Source organism: Emticicia soli (genome assembly GCF_037860775.1).
Lineage (GTDB): Bacteria > Bacteroidota > Bacteroidia > Cytophagales > Spirosomataceae > Emticicia > Emticicia soli.
Genome location: NZ_JBBEWC010000009.1, coordinates 179,228 through 198,345, shown reverse-complemented (window position 1 = coordinate 198,345; position 19,118 = coordinate 179,228). Strand labels below are relative to the sequence as shown.

Here is a 19,118-nt window from a genome sequence, read left to right as displayed (position 1 = left end):
ACGGCCCGACGAATCGGCTTCAAATGTCTGAACTTATTAATGATTTCGTAATACGCTTTGCCAATGTAAACGGTACAGGTTCGGCCAGTGCCAATAGTATGTTTGCCAAAGCAATTTTCCGCATGGGGATTCCCGTTACACCAAAAAATATCTTTCCTTCTAATATTCAAGGCTTACCTACATGGTACGAAGTACGCATCAGCGAAAAAGGCTATTTGGGGCGCCGTGAGGGCATTGACATGATGGTGTCGGTAAACCCACAAAGTATGCTCAAAGACGTGCAGAGCGTGCGTCCGGGAGGGTATTTTATGTATGATAGCACCAAACCTCTTCATAAAGAATACATCAGAGAAGATATTACCTATCTGGGCATTCCGCTCATGGGTATTTGTCTAGAACAGTACGCCGACCCTCGCCAACGGCAATTATTTAAAAATATCATTTATGTAGGTGCGCTTTCGGCACTATTAGATATTGAGTTTGGCGTACTTGAACAACTATTAGCCGAGCAGTTTAAAGGCAAAGAAAAGCTGATTCCTGCCAACGTTCAGGCTTTACAACTGGGCGTAAACTATGTACATGAAAACTTTAATTACCCTTTAGATATCCGGGTAGAGCGCCGAGACAAAGTAGGTAACAAAATCATGATTGATGGCAATGGCGCTTGTGGACTAGGTGCGGTGTTTGCAGGAGCAACTGTAGCCGCATGGTATCCGATTACGCCATCGACATCAGTAGTCGAAAAGTTTGAAAAATATGCCAAGAAATTCAGAGTAGATAAAGTTACAGGTAAAAAGAATTTCGCCATTGTGCAGGCAGAAGACGAACTGGCAGCCATAGGCATGGTAATTGGCGCCAATTGGAATGGCGCAAGGTCTTTTACTGCCACTAGCGGGCCGGGTGTATCTTTAATGAACGAGTTTTTGGGACTCGGTTACTTTGCCGAAGTACCCGCCGTTTTGATTGATGTACAACGTACAGGGCCATCAACAGGAATGCCCACCCGTACGCAACAATCTGATATTACCATTGCAGCCTATGCTTCGCATGGCGATACAAAGCACGTGGTATTGTTTCCGAGTAATCCGAAAGAGTGCTTTGAATTAACTGCTGATGCCTTTGATTTAGCCGAACGCCTTCAAACACCAATCATTGTTTTGACAGACCTTGACTTAGGCATGAACGACCACATGAGCGAACCTTTTGAGTGGAATAAAGAACGCCAATATGATAGAGGCAAAGTGCTCACTGCTGAAGACTTAGAAGGTATGGGGCGTTTCGGCCGTTACCTTGATGTAGATGGCGACGGGATTCCTTACAGAACGTATCCGGGTACACACCCAACCAAAGGTTCATATTTTACCCGTGGTACTTCACGAGACGAATATGCGGTATATACAGAAGATAGTGCTGTTTATATCAGAAACATGGAACGCTTGGTAAAAAAATGGGAAACAGCCAAAACATTAGTACCGAAGCCTTATTTCTACCAGCAGAAAAACATGAGCCCAATAGGCGTTATTTTCTTTGGTACTTCTACCTATTCGTCAGAAGAGGCAATTGATATACTGCGTGCGCAAGAAGTAGTAATGGATGCCATGCAAATAAAGGCGTTTCCGTTCAACGAAGAAGTAGCACAGTTTATAGAAGACCACGATGTAGTATATGTAATTGAGCAAAACCGTGATGCGCAGATGCGCTCGCTCCTGATTAATGAATTGGAGATAAATCCGAAAAAACTGATTCGTGTGCTAAACTACGATGGTATGCCAATCACGGCTGATAAAATTGTAAAAGAAATCAATAAAACGCTTGTAATTTCCTGAAATCATGACCTACATTCGTCCAAAGTTTCGGCATCCTAATTTGCCGAAAAACAAAATAAACTACACTAAGCAAGATTATGAGGGAGCGCTTTCAACCCTTTGTGCGGGCTGTGGTCATGACTCCATCAGTGGAGCTATCATTCAGGCTTGCTACGAGTTGGCTATTGAGCCGCACCGATTAGCTAAATTATCGGGCATTGGTTGTTCGTCTAAAACACCTGCTTATTTCCTGGGCAATTCGCACGGGTTCAATTCTGTACACGGGCGTATGCCATCAGTGGCAACAGGGGCATATTTAGCCAATCGTGATTTGATTTACTTCGGTGTATCAGGCGATGGAGACTCTGCGTCTATTGGCATGGGGCAGTTTGTGCACGCCATTCGCCGAAATCTGAATATGGTATATATCGTGATGAATAACGGCTGCTATGGTTTAACTAAGGGGCAAGACTCAGCCACGGCTGATGCAGGCTCTATTAGTAAAGCAGGTTCAACCAATATGTTTAATGCTATTGATTTAGTGGGTTTGGGTCTGGAGCTAGGCGCTACTTTTGTAGCCCGTAGTTTCTCAGGCGATAAAGCACAGTTGATTCCGCTAATAAAAGCAGCCATGTCGCACCCCGGCTTTGCATTGATTGATGTAATTTCGCCTTGTGTTACCTTCAATAATAACAGTGGCTCAACCAAATCTTATGATTACGTGCGTGCACATATAGAGGCTACGTCAACCTTAGATTTTGTACCTACGATGGAAGAAATCACAACCTCGTATGCAGAAGGGGCCAGCAAAGAGGTAACACTGCACGATGGTTCAATATTGAACCTACAAAAACTAAATCAGGAGTGGAATCCGGAAGACAAACTATCGGCGATGCTGGCCTTACAAAATGCCAAAAGCAAAGGAGAGATTCTGACTGGATTGATTTACATTGAGCCCAATACCCAGAGTTTACACGAAGTTTTAGGAACTACCGAAAAACCACTAAACGAACTGAAAGAAGATGTTCTTTGCCCTGGTGTAGATGCACTTGAAGCATTGAATCAGAGTTTACGATAAAAAATAAATTTATACACAGGGCTTATGCATGAGCATACAAGTTTCATGTATAAGCCCTATTTTTGTACACTATTTATACCTTAATCAATTATCAATCTTTACCTATTCTATCATTTCTATGAAAAAATCAACACGTACTATTCTCCTTTTTGCATTATTATTAAGTTGTTTCACATTCGTCAACAAAGCTTTGGCACAATCGAAGGGCAACCTAAACGATGTAGCCTTTATGCACGGGCATTGGCAAGGCACATTCAATGGCGGCCCTATTGAAGCATTCTGGGCAAAACCTGCCGGCGATAACCTGACCGGATTTATACGCATGATGAAAGATGACAAAGTAACGATGTACGAAATGCTCATTTTTGAACAAACCGAAAAAGGGCCAGTTGTATTAGTAAAACACTTTAAACCAGGTTTAATTAGCGTAGAAGAAAAAGAAGTTTCAGACCGATACAGCTTTATAGAAGCTAAAAAAGAGTGGGCATTGTTCGAAAAACAAGATGGCTCTATTCGTATCATTTACGAAAAACGTGGTGCCGACCAACTAGTGCTTCAACGTGGTAAACAAGAAAACGGCAAATGGGTATTTGCTGACTTATTTGTGTTTAACAGAGTAAAATAAATAGCTGTTTCAGCAGAGTGCTATATAAAAAGGAAGCCTTTTGAAATTCATCTCAAAAGGCTTCCTTTTTATATTATGAATGAAGAGATTTACCCTTTCATAAATCTGATTAATAAAATCTCGGCCAACAAAAAGGCTAAGGCAAATATGATACAATATTTCCACAGAGGTGTACCGATGTTGTTTTCCTGAAAGGTTTTCACAAAATCGCCATCTAGTAAATTATCGAAAATTGTTACGTTTTTCTGCCCTGCAAAAAAGCTTTTTAGTTCGGTAGGTGTATAAAATTCCATTTTCGATTCGTCGTTATCATGGTTCAGAGCTAGCAATTTCTCTGTTTTGCCATCTAGCTGTAATTCATAATAGCCCGACTCTAATATCTGGTTATCGCTCAATTGTGTAGCCTTAGGCAACTCTAAAGTCAGTTGATTACCGCTGATTCGTTGAATCGGAATAATCTCTATATTGTTGGTATTAGCCTCTGTTACAACACTTTTTAGCTTGTAAGTAGCGTTTTTCTTCACATTTGGAATATCAACAGTAATGCTTCCTTCGCTGAAATTATAGGCCGCTCTTTCTTGACGCACACTCATTGAAGCTATTTTAAACATAGTCGGTACAAAGAAGGCGTGTTCAGCAAAATTACCATAGGTACGCTCTAAAGGCGAAGCTGATATATAGATTTTACCTTTTGAGGTATTAGTTGCCGTAATAAAGTTTTGCTGGTTCTTAAAAGTAAGTATCTTCTCCCCTACGCCCGACCAGTTCCATACAGGTTGCATGAGCGGTGTATTGGCTACGCCTTGCAGCGTTGTGCGCTCAAATACATCGGCATAAAAAGGATTCTGGCGATTAGGCTCAGCAATTGGCAACTGACTTTGCGGCAATGCAGGCTGATTATTTACTGATATACCCTGAATCCCGAATCCGCCCAGAAACTGGCTATAATCTTCGGCATCAGGTCTTGCTGGCGGAAAAACCAATAAACTTCCACCCTGGCGTATAAATTCTTCAAGGCTTGTTCTGAAAGTACCACTTACTTGTTCAACACCTTCTAATACAATCAGATTCGCATTTTTGAACTGCCCTACATCTACATTGCTGGCACTGTACGAATGGTAAGCAAAAAGACTGTCATTGTCAAACACTTTACCTATGTAGTCGGCGGCACTGCGTTGTTGGTATAAATGCAAAACCTGAATCACAGGCGATGCATCTAGCACGAAATAATAATCGTTATCAAAAGTAATCGGTTGGTCGTCGAACGAAACTTTACCTTTATGAAACCCCTTGTCTTTTACCGTGAAATTAAACGTTGCTGTAGCAGAGCTGTTAGGCGCAATATCAACCGAAGCAGTAGAAGCCTGTGCATTATCAATAAATAGTTTCACAGGTAGTTTTTCTACATCGTTATCGCCTGAGTTAAATACCTTCACATACAGCACATTGTTCTGCATTTCTCTGATAAAAGGTGAAGCCAACCAAACCGAATCAACATACACATTCTGTGAGGTTTTGCCCTGCACAGGCACTAAAAACAGTTTATCTAATGAATCTATTTTCAATTGCTTCATATCTCCGGCAGTACTTTTCTGAAAATCAGAAAACCAGAAAAACTGATTATTGGCACTTGCATTATGTTTCTGAGCCAAGCTCCGTTGGCGTTTATATACATTTTCAAATGTGCGTGGGTTCGGCGATAATCCTATTGAAGTGAGTCTGTCTTTTACTTTAGTAGTATTTGTTACTGCCTGGTCTTCGCCCGAAAAATCGTTGGTTACCAATTGCACATTAGGCGACTGGCTGAATAAAGTTAGCAATTCATCAATTTTTGTAACGGCTAAATCCAGATAGCGTTTGTTTTCTGTGGTATTCTGCATACTCAGCGAGTTGTCCAGATAAAGACTACTCACGCCCAAACCCGACAAACGATTAGGCCCCGCGTTTTTGGCAGGCAAAAAAGGTTGTGCAAAAGCCAAGGCCAGAAAAATCAGAAAAAGCACCCTTGCTGCCAGAATAAGCCATTGCTTGATACGCCTGAACGAGCTTGTCTCAGTTTCGACCGCTTTCAGAAAGGCAACGTTCGTAAAAAATACCTTTTTGGTACGACGAAAGTTAAATAAATGAATAATGATTGGCACCGAAATGGCCAATAAACCCCACAGAAAAGACGGAAAGAGAAACTGCATATAGTCTTGAGCCCCTAAAGGTATATCATTTGAATTTTTATAATTAAACGTAAAAGTCTGAAATTCCTTTCAATGTTTTGTTGATATTTTACTTTTACCATGCACATAAGCCAATTATTATGCCAAAGGTCTACAATATACAACATTGCACTTCGATTGAGTTTTTTTCAATAATAGCGAATCAATCAAATTATTCAGATTAGCAAACTTAATAAAATACAGTAATTTTGTCAAAACTAATTACACCCTGAAATACATGAAAAAACACTTCATTCTACTAGCAGTTTTACTGTACGCTTCCGCAACCCAAGCCCAGCTGACTGTCGAGAAAATTATGCAGGAACCCTACAAATGGATAGGGACATCGCCGAGCAACGTTTTCTGGTCAGAAGACTCAAAAACTATTTACTTTTCGTGGAATCCTGATAAAAATAAGGCTGATTCACTTTATAAAATCGTGCTTCCAAGCAAAACACCTGTTAAAGTATCACCTAAAGAAAGACGTGCACTTCCGTCACAATCAGGTACTTACAACCGTGATTATTCATTGAAAGTCTACGAAAAACAAGGCGAATTATACCTTTTATATTGTAATACGCTTAAAATCAAACAGCTAACCAATACCATCGAAAGAGAAGCAAACCCTTATTTTAGTGGAGACGAAACAAAGATTATCTTTATGAAAGGTGGTAATGTATTCAGCCTTAATCTGGCAGATGGCCTTATTTCTCAGCTTTCAAACTTTGTGGTAGGTAACAAAAAAGCCGAAGCAAAAACGAGTGAAGAAGAAAAATGGGTAAAAGCCGACCAATTGGCTCTGTTTGATATTCTGAAAGAACGCAAAGAGAAAAAAGACGCTACCGAAAAAAATACCAAAGCCGAGCAAGCTAAACGCCCAAAAGAAATTTATCTGGAAGGTAAAAATCTTGAGCAACCTGTTGTAAGCCCAGATATGCGCTACATTACTTATCGCCTTTCTACGCCTGCCGCTGGTGCAAAAAATACCATTGTACCAAGCTACGTAACCGAATCGGGCTTTACCGAAGATTTACCTGCACGCACCAAAGTTGGCAGCCCTATGAGCAGCTACGAAAGTTTTGTGTATGATACCAAACGAGATACCGTTTACCAGATTAGCACTAAAGACTTAGCAGGTCTAACGCAACAACCTGAGTTTCTGAAAGATTATGCAAAAAAAGATACTACTCAAAAGAAAGCTGCCAGCCGCAAGATAATTATCACTGCACCCAATTGGTCAGACAACGGCTCTTATGCAGTAGTAGCCATACGTGCTTTTGATAACAAAGACCGCTGGCTTATGCTACTTGACCCTGCCACGGGTAAACTTAAAATGCTTGACCGCCAGCACGACGAAGCATGGATAGGCGGGCCGGGCATGGGCTTTACCTTAAGCCCAGGTAATATTGGTTGGATTGACGAGCAAACGCTTTATTTCCAGTCGGAAGCCGATGGTTATTCTCATCTTTATACAGTTAATGTACTTACAGGTGAGAAAAAACAGTTGACATCTGGCAAGTTTGAAATTCAACAAGCGCAATTATCGAAAGACAAACAATGGTTTTATCTGAGTACAAATGAGGTACATCCGGGTGAAACACATTTTTATAAAATGTCGGTTAATGGCGGCGAAAGAACAAAAATCACCAGCATGGTAGGTGGAAACGATGTGACGCTATCGCCAGATGAAAGTACAATTGCCTTGCGCTATTCATACATGACTAAGCCTTGGGAATTATTTGTGCAAGACAATATTCCTGCTGCAAAAGCCGAGCAAATTACCAGCTCGCTAACAGATGAATTTAAAGCCTACGCCTGGAAAGAGCCACAGATTATTACATTCAAAGCCCGTGATGGCGTAGATATTTATGCCCGTGTCTATGAACCAGCCAAAAAGTTAAAAAACAAAAAGGCGGTTATTTTTGTGCATGGTGCAGGTTACTTACAGAATGCACACAAATGGTGGAGCCAGTACTTCCGTGAGTATATGTTCCATAATTTGTTAGTTGATAAAGGCTATACCGTTTTAGATATTGATTACCGCGCAAGTGCTGGCTACGGCCGTGATGTACGTACAGGGATTTATCGTTTTATGGGCGGAAAAGACCTGACAGATAATGTTGATGGTGCAAAATTATTGGTAGATAAATACGGCATTGACCCTAAGAAAATCGGTATCTATGGTGGTTCGTATGGTGGGTTCATTACCCTAATGGCAATGTTTACTACGCCTGATGTATTTGCAGCGGGTGCAGCCTTAAGACCAGTAACCGACTGGGCAGCTTATAACCACGGTTATACTGCCAACATTCTGAATGAGCCACAAACCGATAGCCTGGCTTATCGTAAAAGTTCACCGATTTATCATGCAGCAGGTTTGAAAGGGCATCTGTTGATTTGCCACGGTATGGTTGATGTAAACGTACATATACAAGACTCTTACCGATTAGCACAACGCCTGATAGAACTCAAAAAAGAGAACTGGGAGATGGCCAGCTACCCGATGGAAGACCACGGTTTTGTAGAGCCTACATCATGGATGGATGAATACAAGAGAGTCCTGAAACTGTTTGAAGAACGATTGAAATAATGAAATAATACACAAATGGGGCCGACAGCGGCCCCATTTTTTATAATGCTTTTTTGTATTCTTTCGTCCAGTTTATGGCTCCAAATAGTGCTATTATACAAAATACTGCATAAAGCAACGAATAGAGTTTTACCTCTTTTACATAATACATGTAAGTACTGATAATATCTACACCCAGCCATACCCACCAGGCTTCTACTTTTTTACGAATAAGCAGAAACGTAGCAAAAATACTCATCACGGTTGTGAAAGAATCCATATAAGGAAAAGCACTTGGTTGGCTGAAAACCAATGGCACCCACTCGTGCAGATTTTTGGCAAAAGTACCTAGTAATACCGTACCTGTTAAGCCTATCAAACTAAGTAAGCCAAATTGCTGTAGAGATAACTGGCTTATTTTTAATTCATTTTTCTGATTGGCCTCTTGTTGTTTTGGATATTTCCATTGCCAGAAACCAATCAGGTTTGTAATGAAAAAGAATATCTGCAAAAACATATCAGGGTACAACTGAATCTGATAAAACATAATAAAGGCCAGTATCACATTAGACAAGCCCACAATCCAACTCCACACATTTTCCTGAGCCGACAGAATCACCGCTACTAAGCCCGTGAGAGTAGCATAAAACTCCAGATGACTCATTTTTACGCCCCATAACTCAAAAAAAATGTTGTTAATGTCAAAAAAATCCATGCTCTATTCTTTTTCTGCCAAGATAAGTATTGTAATCGTTACTTTAGTGTCTACTGGCTTTTTTTCTGTATCATTAGCTGGCGGGTAAAAATTATCTACTTTGCAAATTGATAGAAGAGATAAAAAGCTTATCGTGGTGTCGCCAAAGGCAAATCAATAAAAAATGTTGTTCCACGCCCGTCTTCTGTTTCAAACCAGATATTCCCTCCGGCGTGTTCAACACCTCGGCGAGCCATTGCCAGCCCCAAGCCCGAGCCTCCTATCTTGGTTGTAAAGTTAGGCAAGAATACTTTCTGGCGATGGTTTTCCAGAATACCAGAGCCGTTGTCCTGAATTTCAATAATTGCTTTATCGTCGTCGCTTCTATAAAGACGTAGGTTAATAATAGGTCTTTTTCCGACAGGAACCGACTGAATACCATTAATAATCAGGTTAGTAACAACCCGGCTCATAAACTGGCGGTCGCCTACTACCCACACTTCTTTTTCTTTGATGTAAGCATTGAGCGAAATCTTTTCATCTTCTGCATATAAATCGGCAGATTTTTGAATCAATGGCACTAAGTCAAAAGTTTCATTGCGAGGCACAGGCATTTTGGCAAATTCTGAAAACGAATTGGCAATTTCGCTGATATTATCAATCTGCTCAGTCAATGAATTTAAAGCCCGGCCAATGCGTTCTTTGGCTTTCGGATTATCTACTGCTAATGTACGTTGTAATTGCTGAATTGATAATTTCATCGGTGTCAACGGGTTTTTAATTTCGTGTGCCACCTGCTTAGCCATTTCACGCCATGCTGTTTGTTTTTCACTCAATGAAAGCGCTACTTTGCTCTCTTCCAACTTTTTCAGCATCTTATTATATTCTCTCATCAAGAGCCCGATTTCATCATCAGAGTTCCACTCTAATCGTTCATGAAGTTTATCCAGATTTGTCTTTTTTAGTTTTTGTGCCACAATCTTTAAAGGATTTGTAAGCACATGTGAAGCGAAATAAGAGATAATCAATAAACTAAGGAACAACCATGTAAAGATATTGAGTATAGAAGCCACAACTTCGGTTACCTGACGGTCGAGCACCGGCTTTGCATCAAAAAACGGGATTCCGATTACGCCCAAAGGCTTGCTGTCTTGACCCTTTATAATCATGTAAGCAGTTTTATAAGTCAAGCTACCTAAGGTTTCTGTTAGTAAAGCCTCATTTTCTTTTTCTTCAATAATACGACGGTAAGCTATCGGATTAATAAAGGTCGAAATCAAACCATATTCATACACCAGCGGTCGGGTGGTAAGATTCAGCCTTCCATCAAGATTATAAAGATTTATATCTAGCTTGGTATCATGCGCCAAATCGTTTATTTCCTGCTCCAGAAAAGCCCTGCTCATGCGTTTCTGAATAAAATTCTCTAATTGAAGCTGTACTGTAGAAGTAATATTCTTGGTGTTGTCCAGGTACGCTTTCTCTTGATTACTTACAAAAGTTGAATTAATAATACTAAGCGTAATAATTACTACCAAAACCAACGGGACAAGAAAAGCAGCATTGAGATACAACTGAATTTTGGTAGAAAAATTCACATTCATATTCCTGAAACTGTACTTTAGTGTATAAAGCAGCATCACAAATACAATACAAAGTACCGAAAGCAAAAACAAAAAAGAGAAATTAGGGAATACACTTTTCCAAACCTGATACTTTGATGAAATAACAATTTTACGGCCATTCTGCCCGATTTTCCCTACATGGTTATAATTATAAAGTTCTACGCCTTTTTCGTATAAGTCTTTGTCGTTCAGGAGGCCAACAGGCAGTTTACGCATATAATTGTAATTGCCCGAATTAAACACCAGTTGGTTTTTCTCATTAAAAATAGCGTAGCTGTAGTTTTTGGTTTCGGGGGTTTGCACAAATTTTTTATCCATCAGCAATTCTGGATACACACTTTCGGCAAACTCGTCTCTCATTTTTAACTCTAGCACTACATTCCCTACCAGGTTATTGTTTCTGCTTACAGGTATAAAAACTACATATTGTTTAATGAAGTTGTTGCCGATATCATCAATAAAAAATATATTTGGGTTTGATGTTTTGTAATTGGTTTTGCCATAATTCTCTTCATAATAAAGCAAGTCTTTTGCTCCCTCTGACTGGTCAAGCGATTTGCCATTTTTATCAAAAGCTAATACATCAGTATCGTATCGGTCAAAATATAAGTCCAGGTGCTTACTTTTTACAATCTGTTGCGTTTGTTCTCTTGCCAGAGTTACTCTTTCCAAGGCAGTTCCAATGGCCGTATCTTTCTGAACTGTTTGTACTACCCTTGTAAGAAGCCCCTCACCAAGCACATCGTTTTCGGCCAGATATTTCTGTCCGAATTTTTGTTTATCAAAAAAGTCTTTTCTCTGTTCTTCATGAAAGATTACGAACATGGCAATAAAAGCAAATACAAAAGCCCCTGTAAAAAAGTAGATGGTAGTTTTGTATTTGAAATTATAGAAGAATCGAGGAAACTTATTGGCATATATTATCAGAAAATAAATGCCCACAATGAGGTAAACCCATCTGAACTCGTCGATAACACTTATTACTAACACTCCTATTAAAACCCCGCCTAGCCATCTGATTACTGCCATTTTAAAATCCTTATTGAATCTTAAAAAAAGACTTCCTAACAAATGGTTTACCAGAAAGAAAATAACCGATAGCGTAACATAAAATAAGAGTGTAGCAATTTTAAGCGAAGAAAAAGAAATACTTAGCGATAGGTCGAGTGTAAATTGCGACTTCTCATAAATACTACTCAGGTTTCTGAAAAATATGTTTGTACTCAGAACAGAAATTACCACTAATGAAACAGAAATAATATTCTGAACTATTTTGGAGGTCTTAAAGAGTTTATAGTATGTATTAGAACGATAGAAATAACTAACCAGATACCCAACCAATATAACTACAACTATGGCATTGAGCAACATATCGCCAAGCGATGGTGCAAGAGCATTGATAGTAAGAAACTTTGGATTAAAGAGATTCGACTCATAAACAATAAACGGAATGCTATTAGATAGCATCATGAGGCGAATAAAAATCAGATACGCTGCCAATAAAGCAAACGCCCGCCCAAACTGATGTGCTTTTATAAGACCTAAAATCCACAAAGCTATATATATACCCAGCAAAATAATACTGATAGCAAGTAAGAAAAGAGTGTCGCTCGGGATATTAGAAGTAGTAAGTTTTTCGACCTGTGGCGGAACAACCGAAAAAAGAAAATTGCCTTTATCGTCGGTAATGTTTAAAAAAGTTTCTTTAACAGGTTGACTCAGTAAGTTCTTCGGCTCGGTTGAAAATATTTTGTGGTTATAACCATTGTGCAGGTAATCGTTTTCGTTATGAAATTTACGATAAAGGTTAATCAACGAAAAAACCTCTATCTTGCCGCCTTTATCGCCAAATCTAATGGCATTGACAATATATTTACTGTTATTGGTGCTTAAAAGCCTGGTTTCGGCATTACTGGCTAGCTCCTGATAGGTAGGTACAAAGCGGTGGTCGGACCAATAGAGTAATTGCCCGTTACGAAAAATATAGTATGGGTAAACGCTTACTGCCTCAAAGTTCAAAAAAGTGCTTTCGGGGGCTTTCTGATACTTTGTGCCTATTTTAAAAAGTTCATCCTTCGAACGTACGATTTCTATTCTTATTCGTTCTCTAATTGTATTTACATAGTGCTCTTTCGATGCTCTGGGAGCATTTTTCTCGAAAATAAAGAAATTAAGAGCAGCAGTGATTGTAAATATGATAGAAAGAATAAGGAAGAGATGTTTCTTTAGTAACTTCAAATCCATTTTCACTTATTTATTCTCGCGGAATAATTAATCGAAAACCATGCCAAAAGCAATCAGGCTTTCAGAATTACAAAACCCATACCTTCTTCGGTTTGAGTATAATCTATTTTAACGCCTATAAGGTACATCAGGTGTTTGCGGTCAATTACTACATTTACGCCGTCTACCTCGTAGGTTTCATCCTGCTCGGTTGCTTTGTCTAAACCCAAAAGATAGTTTGCCGAACAAGCACCACCCTTTATACCAATCCGCAGAGCATATCCGGGCGGTATTTGTGGCGAATTAAGTGTTTTGCTTATTTCTTCTTTTGCTATTTCTGTAAATACTATCATTTGTTTCGGCACGTTATTCATCAAGTCGTGAAGTTATTTAGGATTGTTTCTTATCTTTAAAAATGTGTTATTTTGGCTGCGCCTTCATCAAATGATTTCAACCATAGCTCTGCTATGCTCTTATCATTTGATTTGGCTCGCTCAAAACAACCCGATTTTTAAATAATAATTAAAATCCTAAACAACTTCATCAACAAAAATAATCATACAATCATTACATTCGCTAAAAGAGTAATTTATAATTTTGTATAACAAAAACCTGTAAGAAACAATCATAATGGCCTTAGTGACCGAATTACTGAAAATACTTATTCCCGCAGCAGCAGTTTTATATGGTATGTACCTGACTGTACAAACCTTTCTACAAAAACAATTTGAACAAAAACAGCTCGAAATCAAGCAAAAAAACACAGAGCTTGTTACTCCGCTCCGCTTGCAGGCTTATGAGCGCATGACACTTTTTCTGGAGCGTATTACCCCAAACAACCTCTTGGTAAGGCTTGGTAATAATGGCATGCAGGTGCTTGATTTTCAACAATTATTGTTGAGAGAAATCAGAGAAGAGTTTAACCACAATCTTGCCCAACAGGTGTATCTTTCGCATGAAGCATGGGAGAAAATCCGTCAGGCTATGAACGATGTAGTAACACTTGTGAATACCTCGGCCGGAGATTTAGCTACTGATGCCCCTGCCATCGATTTATCGAAGAGAGTTTTTGAACGTGTAATTACCGAAAACAAACAACCTACTACTGATGCGTTGAGATTTCTGAAAGAAGAAATCCAGACAATGTTTATGTAGTAGCATTGGGGCTTTGCAATGTTTTATGCACACGCTTACGGCGAGATTTTGTCTTGAAATCGTCGCTTAGTACACTTATGTTGCCATCTACTTCAAGCATGGCTAAATCAATATTTTCTATTCGTTCAATACCGTGTTCTCTTATAGCGGCCTCAAGCTCGGCATGGGTAAAGCCTGCCGATAATAAGTTTTTTTCTTGTACCACCCCTCTGTAAATCAGCATAATTGGCTCACCTTGTATCAGTTTTCCGATAGAGTCGTAGCGCCCTATCAGTTTCTTCAACCCAAAATTAACTACAAACAAAGCACCTGCAGCTACAAGCCCACCTACCAGAGAAGTATCGGGGCCAACCATCGCATTTTGTACAGCATTGCTAATGAGTAATATAAAAACCAGGTCTATGACCGATAGCTGCGCCAGCTCTTTTTTGCCAAAAAGCCTGATAGCAAAAATTATAAACAGATAAACCGATACTGCTCTTAATACTAAGTCTATATAGGGTGCCATACACTCATTTTTTTCAGATACGATAACATATACTTAGAATCAAATTTAGTGAAACTTTTGAGTTTCAGAAAACTATTGTCATCAACATTAAAAATTGCTGTGTTGTCGCTCATAAATTGTTTTTTGTCGCATTTTTTGTTAATGTTGAGCATTATTTATGAGTAGAGGCGCAACCATAGCTCGCTTCTTTACGTATTCAAATCAGTTATGGTAAATCATTTGCCTGATAGTCCGGAAGAATTACTTATTGCAAGTGTGAAGGGTGACCGAAAAAGCCAGGAAAAGCTTTACAGGCACTACTATGGCTTTGCTATGGGTGTATGTTTGCGCTATAGCCAGAATCGTGACGAAGCACTAGAAATTGTGAATGACAGCTTTCTGAAAGTATTTACAAAAGGCGAGCAGTATAATGCTAATTATCCTTTCAAGGCATGGTTTAGAAGAATTATCGTCAATACAGCCTTAGATTATTATCGGAGTCAACAAAAACATTATTTCCACGAAAATCTTGACGAAGCATACGAGGTTTCTTCAACTGATGGCAATGCTTTAAGCCAACTTAATCATGACGAATTACTGGCACTTGTGCAGCGCTTACCCACTGGCTATAAAATGGTATTTAATCTTTTTGTGATTGATGGGTATTCGCACGAAGAAATTGCACAACAATTACAGATTTCGGTAGGAACATCGAAATCAAATTTATCACGTGCAAGAGAAACACTCCGAAAAATGATTATAAAAATTGATAGTACACTCACAAACAATATAAATTAACAGGTTTCTATACAGAAACCGTTTAAGAAAAATGAGCAAAAACTTACATGATTTATCAGATGATGAGTTTGATGACCTTTTCAGAGAATCGGCTGAAAAGGCAGACATCGGCTTTGACCCTGATGCATGGAAAAAGATGAGCCAAAAACTTGATGCAGCCAACGATCCTCCATCAAGCTCAGGAAAATCGGGTAATACCCTATTAAAATGGGGTTTACCTCTAGTAGTTCTATTGTTATTGCTGATTACCGGAAGTTATTTCTTTATAAGAAAATCTTCGGAAGCCATAACAACACCAAAAGTAAAAACTAAAGAATCTACATTGAAACCAACAGATAGTGCAGCACAAAAATATGTATCAACAGACAAAGTAACTACACAGAATCAGGACAATACAGTAGATAATACCTTACCAGAGAATACAACAAAAACAGACAACGCAGTCATAGTTAATACGACCAAAAACAGAGTAGAATCTAGGGAAATCAATAAAACTCAAGCGGCTAATAAAGCAATTTTAAGAAAAGACTTACAATCAACATCGGCGGAAGATGCAGTGCAAACAGACAGGAAAGATGATTCAAAAAGTACTTTATTGAAACAAAAAAGTAATGAAATTGCCGACGCTAACAATACCAAGGAAACGAGAGAGTCAACCGATTTGAGAAACACAACTAGGGTAAAAAATACTTCAATTATCAAAGACAAAAAAACAAATGAGTCAAAATCAGAAAACTTGCCAGATAAGACCTCTAAACGAGCTGATTATACAGAACAAAAGCTGAGTGAAAAAACCAAAACCAACTTACTTTCAAACAACACACCTACTGATGTTGATGGTATTATACCTAATAATTTAAGTTCGGTTAATACCTCTGCTGTTGATTCTGCCAACACTATTCAGCCAATGCAATGGGTATCAGTAGCTGTTCTATCCCCTATCAAGCCTTTGTTTAATAGCAATTTAAAACTACCCGTTGTTAGCTTTGAATCATCTTTTGAACAGCCTATTGCAAAACCAAGAGAAAATACTGCATTCAGCCGAGGGCTTAATATACGCTTGGCTTTATCGCCAGATTTTAGCTTTATTCCGTCAAACGAGATATTTAAAATTGGTAACAACTGGGCAGCTATTGTCGAATATCGCTTTAGTAATCGTTTGAGTATACAAACGGGTGTTATTCGTTCTTTGAAATTATACAATGCTTTGCCAAACCAGTATGAGTGGACAGGCTACTACAATCCTTCATCGCCGATAATAGATATTGATGCCACTTGTAAAATGCTGGATATTCCGCTTAATATCCGTTACGACCTCTCCCAAAAACCTAATAGCCGTTGGTTTGTATCAACAGGATTTACCTCTTATATAATGTTGAAAGAAGAATATCGTTATAACTACGAAAATCCAAGTGACCCCAGCATCAAGCGCACAGGTTGGGTAGGTAAAACGGGGACTTATCCGTTTGGTGTTTTAAATTTATCGGTAGGCTACGAACGTCAGATTTTCAGACGTTTGACACTTCAGGTAGAACCATTCTTTAAAACACCATTAGGGAAAGTAGGTTACGGAAAAGTTCGCCTAGCTACTGCCGGCGTTTTCTTCTCTGCAAAATATCCTTTTTAGCATACAGCTTGGTACATAAATTGCTATTTTTGAATAAAAAAAACATTCATGAAAAATATATTCTTATTCATAGCTTTAATAACAAGCACTTTTGCTTCGCTTGCCCAGCAAACAAAGGAGCCTAAAAAAGAAGTTGAGTGGATAAGCCTACAAGAGGCTTATAACCGCACTCAAAAGGAACCACGTAAAACTATCGTTGATGTTTATACGGCGTGGTGTGGCTGGTGCAAAGTAATGGACCGTGAAACTTACACCAACCCTGACGTAATTGATTACCTCAATAAGAATTTTTATATGGTAAAGTTGGACGCCGAGACGCGTCAGGAAATAGTAGTGGGTGGTGTAAAATACAAGTTTGACGAGAGTAGTAACACTAATCAGGCAGCAATAGCTCTATTACAAGGCAAACTGAGTTATCCAACCACAGTTTTTCTTGACGACCAATATAATATGATTCAGCCATTACCGGGCTATCTTGATGCCAAAGCCTTTCATCAGATTATCACCTTTTTTGGAGGCGACAGCTATAAGAAAGAGTCTTTTGAGCAATACAAAGAAGGCACCTATAAGGCAACCTATAAAGGTACTAAATTATAGAGCACGAGTTATTTTGGGCTCAAACGGTGGTCAGCTTCTTTGCGAGTAGTTGACTTTTTCGTTTCATAAGTATGGTTATCTTTGTTGCAAAACTAAAGTAAATACCCTTGCGCTCATAGAGTAAAACTACTGAATTCATTAGGGGTTTTTACGCATATATACGTAACCCGGAATGATATTCCGGAGCCATTAGCAAGTATAATAGGGCAGTTTATTAAATATTTAACGTATTTGTAAAACTGTAAAACAACAGGCAAGTAACACTTAGGCAATAAAACAAAATCCCGATGGCAAGCTTTTTACTTACCATCGGGATTTTTTCTATTCTCTTAAAAATGTTACTCTTCTATAAAATCCAGATCCTTACCGTGTGTTTCTGGTATAGTTAAAGTTGAGTAAAACCCAACGGCAAAGCAAAGCGCACCTACAATGGCTCCGGCTATAATTACGCCTTGGTCGGGTTTAAAAAACTTGTAGAGTATTGTCATGATTACTACTGTGCCACGCACCATATTTGGTACTGTTGTGGCAGCAGTGGCTCTCAGGTTTGTACCAAATTGCTCGGCCCCCACGGTTACAAACATGGCCCAGTAACCTGTACCTAAACCTAACCAGCAAGATACGGCATAGAGCATTTCAGGGCTTTTGATACCGCCCGAAAACAAGAAAAATAATACACCAACCAGCGCAAAGGCCATCATAGCAGCAATAGCTTTTTTACGAGAATTAAACAAATGGCTGATAAATCCACTCATAAAATCACCTACTGATATACCCACATAAGCCCACATAATAGCCAAGCCCGGGTCAACTTTTTCGGTAATGCCCATAGCCTCGCCAAACTCATTGCTGAAATATGTAAGAATACCAATACAAAACCATGTTGGAAGCCCGATACCTATACATTTCATGTATTTTACGAAACGATCCCAATTAGTAAAAAACGCAAAGAAATTCCCTTTCGTTACGTGTTTATTCTTCTCAATATCTTTATAAATACCCGATTCTATAACTCCTACACGAAGCAACAATAGGGCAACCCCTAAACCACCACCTATCAGATAAGCAATGGCCCAATCGCCCGAAAGTTTAACAGTAAAAGTTGCTACTACGGCTCCACACAAACCAATACCTGCCACTAAAGAGGTGCCAATAGCACGTAAGTGTTTAGGCAACACTTCAGATACCAATGTAATACCTGCGCCTAATTCGCCGGCCAAACCGATTCCGGCAATAAAACGTAGCCATTTGTAAGCCTCTACTTTATCAACAAAATTCATGTGTGGAATAAGCCCACAAGCAATATTAGCCAACGAGTAGGTAATAATTGAGCCAAAAAGTACCGAAAGACGCCCTTTTTTATCGCCTAATACTCCCCAGAGAATCCCTCCGAGTAATAAGCCAATCATCTGAAAATTAATGATTGTTGTACCTACCGACGATATTTCTTCTTTGGTAGAAAGCCCGAGGCTCTCAAGGCTTTGTACTCGCACAATGCCAAACAATTGCAAATCGTAAATATCAACGAAATAACCAAGTGCAGCAACAATTACAGGCAGACTAAACAAGTGCTGTAATGTGGTTTTCTCTTGTTTCATAGTGTTTAGGTTTTGATAAATCTTTGGTTT

General features: G+C 39.1%; 14 protein-coding genes. 8 read left to right on the top strand and 6 right to left on the bottom strand.

Annotated elements, in window-relative coordinates:
* Positions 1 to 23 precede the first annotated feature (23 nt).
* The 3 genes from WAE64_RS16150 (at position 24) to WAE64_RS16140 (ending at position 3,508) form a co-directional block, all read left to right on the top strand.
* The gene (locus WAE64_RS16150) at positions 24 to 1,826 is read left to right on the top strand and encodes a 2-oxoacid:acceptor oxidoreductase subunit alpha (RefSeq protein WP_340238299.1); all 1,803 of its coding nucleotides are present in this window, start codon (positions 24 to 26) and stop codon (positions 1,824 to 1,826) included.
* A gap of 4 nt (positions 1,827 to 1,830) precedes the next feature.
* A complete protein-coding gene (locus tag WAE64_RS16145) occupies positions 1,831 to 2,883 on the top strand; it encodes a 2-oxoacid:ferredoxin oxidoreductase subunit beta (protein WP_340238298.1) in 1,053 nt (350 codons plus the stop codon).
* A 118-nt stretch (positions 2,884 to 3,001) separates the two neighbouring features.
* Entirely contained in the window at positions 3,002 to 3,508 is a 507-nt protein-coding gene (locus WAE64_RS16140; RefSeq protein ID WP_340238296.1) for a DUF6265 family protein, read from the top strand.
* Between the two features lie 89 nt (positions 3,509 to 3,597).
* On the opposite strand, the gene WAE64_RS16135 is transcribed toward WAE64_RS16140, so the two are convergent.
* Complete coding sequence (locus WAE64_RS16135; RefSeq protein WP_340238293.1) at positions 3,598 to 5,697, bottom strand: BatA domain-containing protein; 2,100 nt, start codon at positions 5,695 to 5,697, stop codon at positions 3,598 to 3,600.
* Between the two features lie 256 nt (positions 5,698 to 5,953).
* Between WAE64_RS16135 and WAE64_RS16130 the strand changes: the two genes are divergently transcribed.
* Entirely contained in the window at positions 5,954 to 8,305 is a 2,352-nt protein-coding gene (locus WAE64_RS16130; RefSeq protein ID WP_340238290.1) for a S9 family peptidase, read from the top strand.
* Between the two features lie 40 nt (positions 8,306 to 8,345).
* Here WAE64_RS16130 and pnuC read toward each other — a convergent pair whose 3' ends face one another.
* From pnuC to WAE64_RS16115, 3 genes are all read right to left on the bottom strand, one after another.
* A complete protein-coding gene (gene pnuC, locus WAE64_RS16125) occupies positions 8,346 to 8,999 on the bottom strand; it encodes a nicotinamide riboside transporter PnuC (protein WP_340238289.1) in 654 nt (217 codons plus the stop codon).
* Between the two features lie 128 nt (positions 9,000 to 9,127).
* Positions 9,128 to 12,847 (bottom strand): sensor histidine kinase, encoded by a 3,720-nt coding sequence (locus tag WAE64_RS16120; protein WP_340238288.1) that lies wholly within the window; start codon positions 12,845 to 12,847, stop codon positions 9,128 to 9,130.
* A 53-nt stretch (positions 12,848 to 12,900) separates the two neighbouring features.
* On the bottom strand, positions 12,901 to 13,179 hold the full coding sequence (locus tag WAE64_RS16115) for a HesB/IscA family protein (RefSeq protein WP_340238287.1): 279 nt from the start codon (positions 13,177 to 13,179) through the stop codon (positions 12,901 to 12,903).
* 277 nt (positions 13,180 to 13,456) lie between these two features.
* Here WAE64_RS16115 and WAE64_RS16110 point away from each other — a divergent pair, with 277 nt between their 5' ends.
* Positions 13,457 to 13,981, top strand: coding sequence for a DUF7935 family protein (locus tag WAE64_RS16110; protein WP_340238286.1), 525 nt, complete (start codon positions 13,457 to 13,459; stop codon positions 13,979 to 13,981).
* Here WAE64_RS16110 and WAE64_RS16105 read toward each other — a convergent pair.
* A complete protein-coding gene (locus WAE64_RS16105; RefSeq protein ID WP_340238284.1) occupies positions 13,974 to 14,489 on the bottom strand; it encodes a DUF421 domain-containing protein in 516 nt (171 codons plus the stop codon). The two genes, WAE64_RS16110 and WAE64_RS16105, sit on opposite strands and share 8 nt — an antisense overlap.
* Positions 14,490 to 14,696: 207 nt before the next feature.
* On the opposite strand from WAE64_RS16105, the gene WAE64_RS16100 reads away from it, so the two are divergent.
* The 3 genes from WAE64_RS16100 to WAE64_RS16090 are packed head-to-tail and all read left to right on the top strand — an operon-like array spanning position 14,697 to position 17,490.
* On the top strand, positions 14,697 to 15,266 hold the full coding sequence (locus tag WAE64_RS16100; RefSeq protein WP_340238283.1) for an RNA polymerase sigma factor: 570 nt from the start codon (positions 14,697 to 14,699) through the stop codon (positions 15,264 to 15,266).
* A gap of 31 nt (positions 15,267 to 15,297) precedes the next feature.
* A complete protein-coding gene (locus tag WAE64_RS16095) occupies positions 15,298 to 16,893 on the top strand; it encodes a hypothetical protein (protein WP_340238281.1) in 1,596 nt (531 codons plus the stop codon).
* A 48-nt stretch (positions 16,894 to 16,941) separates the two neighbouring features.
* A complete protein-coding gene (locus WAE64_RS16090; RefSeq protein ID WP_340238279.1) occupies positions 16,942 to 17,490 on the top strand; it encodes a thioredoxin family protein in 549 nt (182 codons plus the stop codon).
* Positions 17,491 to 17,828: 338 nt separating this feature from the next.
* On the opposite strand, the gene WAE64_RS16085 is transcribed toward WAE64_RS16090, so the two are convergent.
* Positions 17,829 to 19,088 (bottom strand): MFS transporter, encoded by a 1,260-nt coding sequence (locus WAE64_RS16085; RefSeq protein ID WP_340238278.1) that lies wholly within the window; start codon positions 19,086 to 19,088, stop codon positions 17,829 to 17,831.
* Positions 19,089 to 19,118 lie beyond the last annotated feature (30 nt).